General features: G+C 66.4%; 5 protein-coding genes. All 5 read right to left on the bottom strand.

Annotation, left to right across the window (positions count from 1 at the left end):
* On the bottom strand, positions 1 to 855 hold an 855-nt coding region (locus sphst_RS21325; RefSeq protein WP_234387678.1), incomplete at its 3' end, for a carboxylesterase family protein.
* Positions 834 to 1724 carry a LysR substrate-binding domain-containing protein gene (locus sphst_RS14675; protein ID WP_234387677.1) on the bottom strand — a complete coding sequence of 297 codons (891 nt, stop codon included), beginning with the start codon at positions 1722 to 1724 and terminating at the stop codon, positions 834 to 836. The genes sphst_RS21325 and sphst_RS14675, both read right to left, overlap by 22 nt.
* Positions 1725 to 1755: 31 nt before the next feature.
* Positions 1756 to 2694 (bottom strand): 5-dehydro-4-deoxyglucarate dehydratase, encoded by a 939-nt coding sequence (gene kdgD / locus sphst_RS14670; RefSeq protein ID WP_031395377.1) that lies wholly within the window; start codon positions 2692 to 2694, stop codon positions 1756 to 1758.
* A 521-nt stretch (positions 2695 to 3215) separates the two neighbouring features.
* Positions 3216 to 3644 carry a ribosomal maturation YjgA family protein gene (locus tag sphst_RS14665; protein WP_081877687.1) on the bottom strand — a complete coding sequence of 143 codons (429 nt, stop codon included), beginning with the start codon at positions 3642 to 3644 and terminating at the stop codon, positions 3216 to 3218.
* A gap of 36 nt (positions 3645 to 3680) precedes the next feature.
* Positions 3681 to 5209, bottom strand: a 1529-nt coding sequence (locus sphst_RS14660) for a sensor histidine kinase (protein WP_107045754.1), incomplete at its 5' end; no start/stop codon positions are given.

Below are 5209 nucleotides of genomic sequence, written 5' to 3'. Positions count from 1 at the left end.
CGGATCGGTAGCGCCCAGCGCCTCCACCACCTTCTCGACCGGCAGTGTCAGCAATGGCGACAGATCGGTCTCGGCTACGCCCGCCTTCGCCATGAACGCCCGCGACCGGATCGTCGCGTGGTTCGGCCCGGCCGCCGTAACGTGCTGGCCGCTCATCGTCGCGGCGGCGTGAAACAGCGGGCGCGCCTCCGCCATCGCCATCAGCGTGACGATCTTGGCGCCACCACCCGATTGGCCAAACAGCATCACTCGCCCCGGATCGCCGCCGAACGCCGTGATGTTGTCGCGCACCCATTGCAGCGCGAGGACGATGTCGAGATTGCCGACGTTCCCCGACTCCGCCGGCCCGCCAAGCTGCGCGAGATACGCGTAGCCGAGCGCCGCCAGCCGGTGGTTCAAGGTAACGACCACCACGTCGCCGCGCCGCACAAGATTGCCGCCATCATACAGCGGATCGGACCCGGACCCGTGCGCATGCGCGCCGCCGTGGATATAGACCATGACCGGCCGGCGCGACGCGTCGAGCGCAGGCGTCCAGACGTTGAGGAACAGGCAATCCTCGCTGGTCGCCTCGGTCGCCTTGGTCTGTGGCGAGGCTGCGCCGTAGTGCGTCGCGTCGGCAATGTCGTTCCACGGCGTCGGCGGCACCGCATGCGCAAACCGCCGCGCCCGCGTATCCGCGCCGTAGCGCACCCCGCGAAAGACCAGCACGTCCCGGTCGACCGTCCCGCGCACCCGCCCGTATCGCGTCGTCGCGACGGGGCTCGCCGGTGTACGCGCAGCAACCAGCGCCGGTGTCGCTACGAGCCCGGCGAGCACCGCGCGCCGGTCGATCACGCCGCGGTTTCGGCGCACAGTCGCCGCATCGGCTCCAGCGCCGGGTTACCGTTGTCGCGCCGCCACGCCATGTGCAGCTCGACCGGCTTCTCGGGCTCGGTCGCAAGCCGGCGGAACTGCACGTCGTTCATGTGCAGCCCCGATGCGGATTCCGGCACGATTGCCGCGGCGAGGCCGGCATGGACGAGCCCCAGCATCGAATGGATCTGCGTCACGTGCTGGACATAGTGCGGCGACACGCCGGCCGCGTCGAACAGCCCGATAAGCATCTGGTGGAAATACCCCGCGCCCTGCCGCGCATACATGATCAGCGGCAGGCCATCGAAATCACCCAGTTCGAGCACCGCCTTCGCCTGTCGCGGATCCCCCGCGGGTAGCGCGACGACGAGCGGCTCGACCTGTACGCAGACGGTGTCGAACTCGTGACGATCGAGCGGCGGCCGCACGAAGCCGATGTCGATCAGCCCGGTCAGCAGCGCATCGACTTGGTCGGTCGTCACCATCTCGCGCAGTTCGAGGTCGATATTGGGCAGGCTCGCTCTCGCTTGCGCGACGATCTGCGGCACCAGATTATACCCCGACACCGCGGTGAAGCCGATCGCTACGCGTCCCGCATCGCCCTTCGCCACGCGCCGCGCCGACAGCGCCGCACTCTCCGACAGCCGGACGATCCGCCGCGCCTCGATCAGGAACACGCGACCGGCGGGCGTCAGGCTCACCTGCCGGCTGGTGCGTTCGAGCAGCGTCACGTCGAGGATCCGCTCGAGCAGCTGGATTTGTCGGCTGAGCGGCGATTGCGTCATGTTCAGGCGCTGTGCCGCGCGCCCGAAATGGAGTTCCTCGGCGGCGGCGACGAAGCAGCGAAGCTGGCTGAGTTCGAACATCATCGCCGCACTATCCGTCGGTTTTCGCCCGCTGTCACGCCGCCTTGGCAAGAGCGGTGGGGGCGACCTTCTCGATCAGCACGCGGAGCCGCTCGTCCTCGGCTGCGGACAAATCGGTCAGCGGCGAGCGCACCGGCCCGGCATCGCGGCCGACGACACGCATGCCCGCCTTGACGATTGACACCGCATAACCGCGGCCCTGGTTGCGCAGCGTGATGTAGGGCAGCACGAAATCGCGCAGCTGGTTCAGCACCTCGACCCGGTCGTCGGCGCGCACGGCCTTGTAGAACGCCAGCGCCCATTCGGGCAGGAAGTTGAAGATCGCCGACGAATAGGTCGTGACGCCCATCGTTAGATACGGCGTCGCGAACGTTTCGGCGGTCGGCAGGCCGCCGATATAGGTCAGCCGGTCGCCCATTCGCGCATAGACGCGCGTCATCAGCTCGATGTCGCCGACGCCGTCCTTGAAGCCGACGAGGTTGGGATTGCGGTCGCACAGCCCGGCCAGCGTATCGTCGTCGAGGATCGCATTGTCGCGGTTGTAGACGATCACGCCTAGCCCGGTCGCCTTGCAGACCGCCTCGACATGCGCGGCAAGCCCCTCCTGCTTCGATCCGACCAGATAGGGGGGCAGCAGCAACAGGCCGTCCGCGCCGGCCTTCTCCGCATCGCGTGCGATCCCGGTGGCGATCGCGGTGCCGTAGCCACAGCCCGAGATCACCGGCAGACGTCCGCCGGCTTCGGCCACCGCGGCGCCGACGACCTGCGCGACTTCGGCTGGCGTCAGCGAAAAGAACTCGCCCGTGCCGCCCGCCGCGAACAGGCCGGACAGTTCGTGCTCGAGCATCCAGGCGCAATGCTTTCGATACCCGTCCTCGACGAACGCGCCGTCGGCATCGAAATGCGTGACGGGAAACGACAGTAATCCGCCGCCAAGGCGCTGCGCCATCTCAGTCGGGCTCATGGTCGTCATAACGTGCATCCCCTCGATCGTTTGGTCCGCGCTCGTGTCGCAGCCATGTCGAGGATCTTGGTAGGTTGCGTGGCCGTGCGGGTCCAAACCAAAGGCGCGCTCGATCAATGCGCGTAGTAGCTCGATCTCGTTGGGGCATGATCTTCCTACCGCGCGAGGCTTGGTAGTATGTGAATTCGATCGCAATCTTGACACTATTTATCGGTGGAATCGAGACCGGACGACAACCCACGGATGGTCGGGCAATCGGCGTTCCCAAATATGTCACTTCACGACTGCCATGGCTGTTTGTCTTCCATGTGGACCGTACAGAAAGCGGAGCGAGTTGACGTCCAACCAAATAAACGAATGGCCAACGTAGGAAAGCGGGAAAGACCGCGCGAATGTCGGTGTAATCTTGTTTTGAGGACCGCTGCCGCCTTTCGTACAAATATGAACCAGCGTCCGAAGTTGGGAAGTGAGGGAAGAGGCCTGAACGTCTGCTTGTGGGTCGAAGCCGATAAAGCCGTGACGTTTCCGGTCTAGCGAGGCTGTTGACCGGCCGGCCCAATTGCTCCCAATCGCGGCTCATTCTGGCGCTCAGCAGGTGGCAGGCGCTGCATACTGGACCAGATCATATGGTCCGCCATAACGCCGACGATGATTGCAACCGCGTAGGCGACCAGGTCCCATAGCGAGAACACGCGCCCAAGGAGCAGCTTGCCGGGCAAGGTCAGCCGAAAGGCGTCGAGCAGCGGCGTGTGATAGAGCTTGAAGACTTCGACGCAAAACGCGATCGCGCTCGATACGAGAGCGCTGCGCATGAGCTGCCAAAGCGGGCGAACGGACGAAACGATCCAGTAGATCATGAGCGCCCACATCAGCGATCCGCCATGTTTGACGAAGGCGTGCGGGAGCCCGAGCGGCGCCAGCCTGATCGTGAGACCAGTCGCGATGGTGGCGACGATCATCAGCGCCGATAATGCGACCGGCCTTCCTCGCACGATCTACGCCTTCCGCGTTGGCACGGCGGCGCATGCCGGCAGCGTGACGAGGAAGCCCGCGCCTCTGCCGTCGTCCCGGTCGAGCAATATCATGCTGTGATGCGCATGGAGCAGCGAGCGGATGATTGGCAGCCCTAGCCCGGTGCCGCCCGATGTACGACGGCTGGTGAAGAAGGGTTCGAAGATGCGGTCGCGATCGCCGGCAGGAATGCCTGGGCCGTCGTCCCGGAACGCCAATTCTACAAAACCGCCCGCTGCCCGTGCCGCGATTGAGACCCGGGATGCGGCAGCCTGTCGGCTGTTCTCGATTAAGCCGGTTAGCACCGTCTCGATCACCGCCGACGGCACAGCGACGCTCGGCAGCGCCGCGGCCGGTTCCGGCACGACGTTGAAGTCGGCACCAGTGAAGGCATCCGCCACACGGCGCATGACGTCGGACAGGTCCGTGGCGGCGCCCTCTACAACCTCGGCCATATCGGCGCGGGCGAGGTCGAGCAGGCGACTGACGAGCTGGTTCAGGCGCGCCGCATCCGCGCCGATGTTGGCGAGGAACCGTTCGCGATCTGCTGCGCCCATGTCGGAATGGTCCTGGAGCAACTCGACCGCACCGCCGATCCCGGCCAAGGGCGTCTTAAACTCATGGCTGACCGCGTGCGCGAAATCGCGCAGGTAGCGGGAGCGCCGTTCGATTGCCTCGGCCATTACGCCGAAGTCTTGGTAGAGCGCTTGGATCTCGACGGCGGCGGTGGTCGGGGCAGGCGGCACCGACCCCCCGCCGCTCGCGACCGCCCGCGTCGCGTCGCCCAGCGCCTCGACTGGCCGGACGATGCCGCGCGAAAGCAGCCCGCTCAGAACGACCAACGTCGCGAAGATCAGCACGATGCCGAGCGCGATCTTGCCCCGATCCTCGTAGATCCCAGCAAGCAGCACGCGCGGGGAGCGTGACAGCAACAGCACGCCGATGACGCGCCCGTCGGCGACGATCGGGTGGGCGTGGTGGATGCGCAGGTCCGACGCCCGGCTCAACCATTCGAGCACGTAGTGCTGCCGGTAGGCGCCATTGCGGCGGAGCGTCGTCGCCCGCTGGCCGTCCAGCGCCGATCGCACCTCTGGCAGATCGGCGTAGGAGGCTCCCGTCTGTGAACCAACGAGGATGCGGCCGTTCGCGTCGAGCAGCAGGATCGATGCCAGCGTGGTGCGCGAGGTCAGCTGCAGGACTGGCCGCATATGATGGCCCCAGACGAGCGTTGCGCGCCCCTCCGGTCCTGCCGAGGGCCGGGGCTTGGGTCGCTCCGGCAGGATGCGCGTCATGCGCAGATCGACCGACGGCGGCTGTGGGACAATCTGCTGCGGCAGCGCGCGCGCGTGAACGCCCGGCCATTCGACGATCGCCGCAGCCGCCAGTGCCGCGCTCTGGCCGACCAGCTCCGCTTCCGTCTGGCGAACGAGTGAGTTCTCGTAGACCCGCAGGAACAGCGCGCCGACGCCCGGCAGCGCGGCCACGAACAGGAAGGTAAGCAGCAGGATCGTCC

The organism is Sphingomonas sp. STIS6.2 (assembly GCF_000732685.2).
Classification (GTDB): domain Bacteria; phylum Pseudomonadota; class Alphaproteobacteria; order Sphingomonadales; family Sphingomonadaceae; genus Sphingomonas; species Sphingomonas aerolata.
The sequence above is the reverse complement of the archived record's forward strand: the minus strand, read 5'-3'. Positions and strand labels throughout refer to the sequence as shown.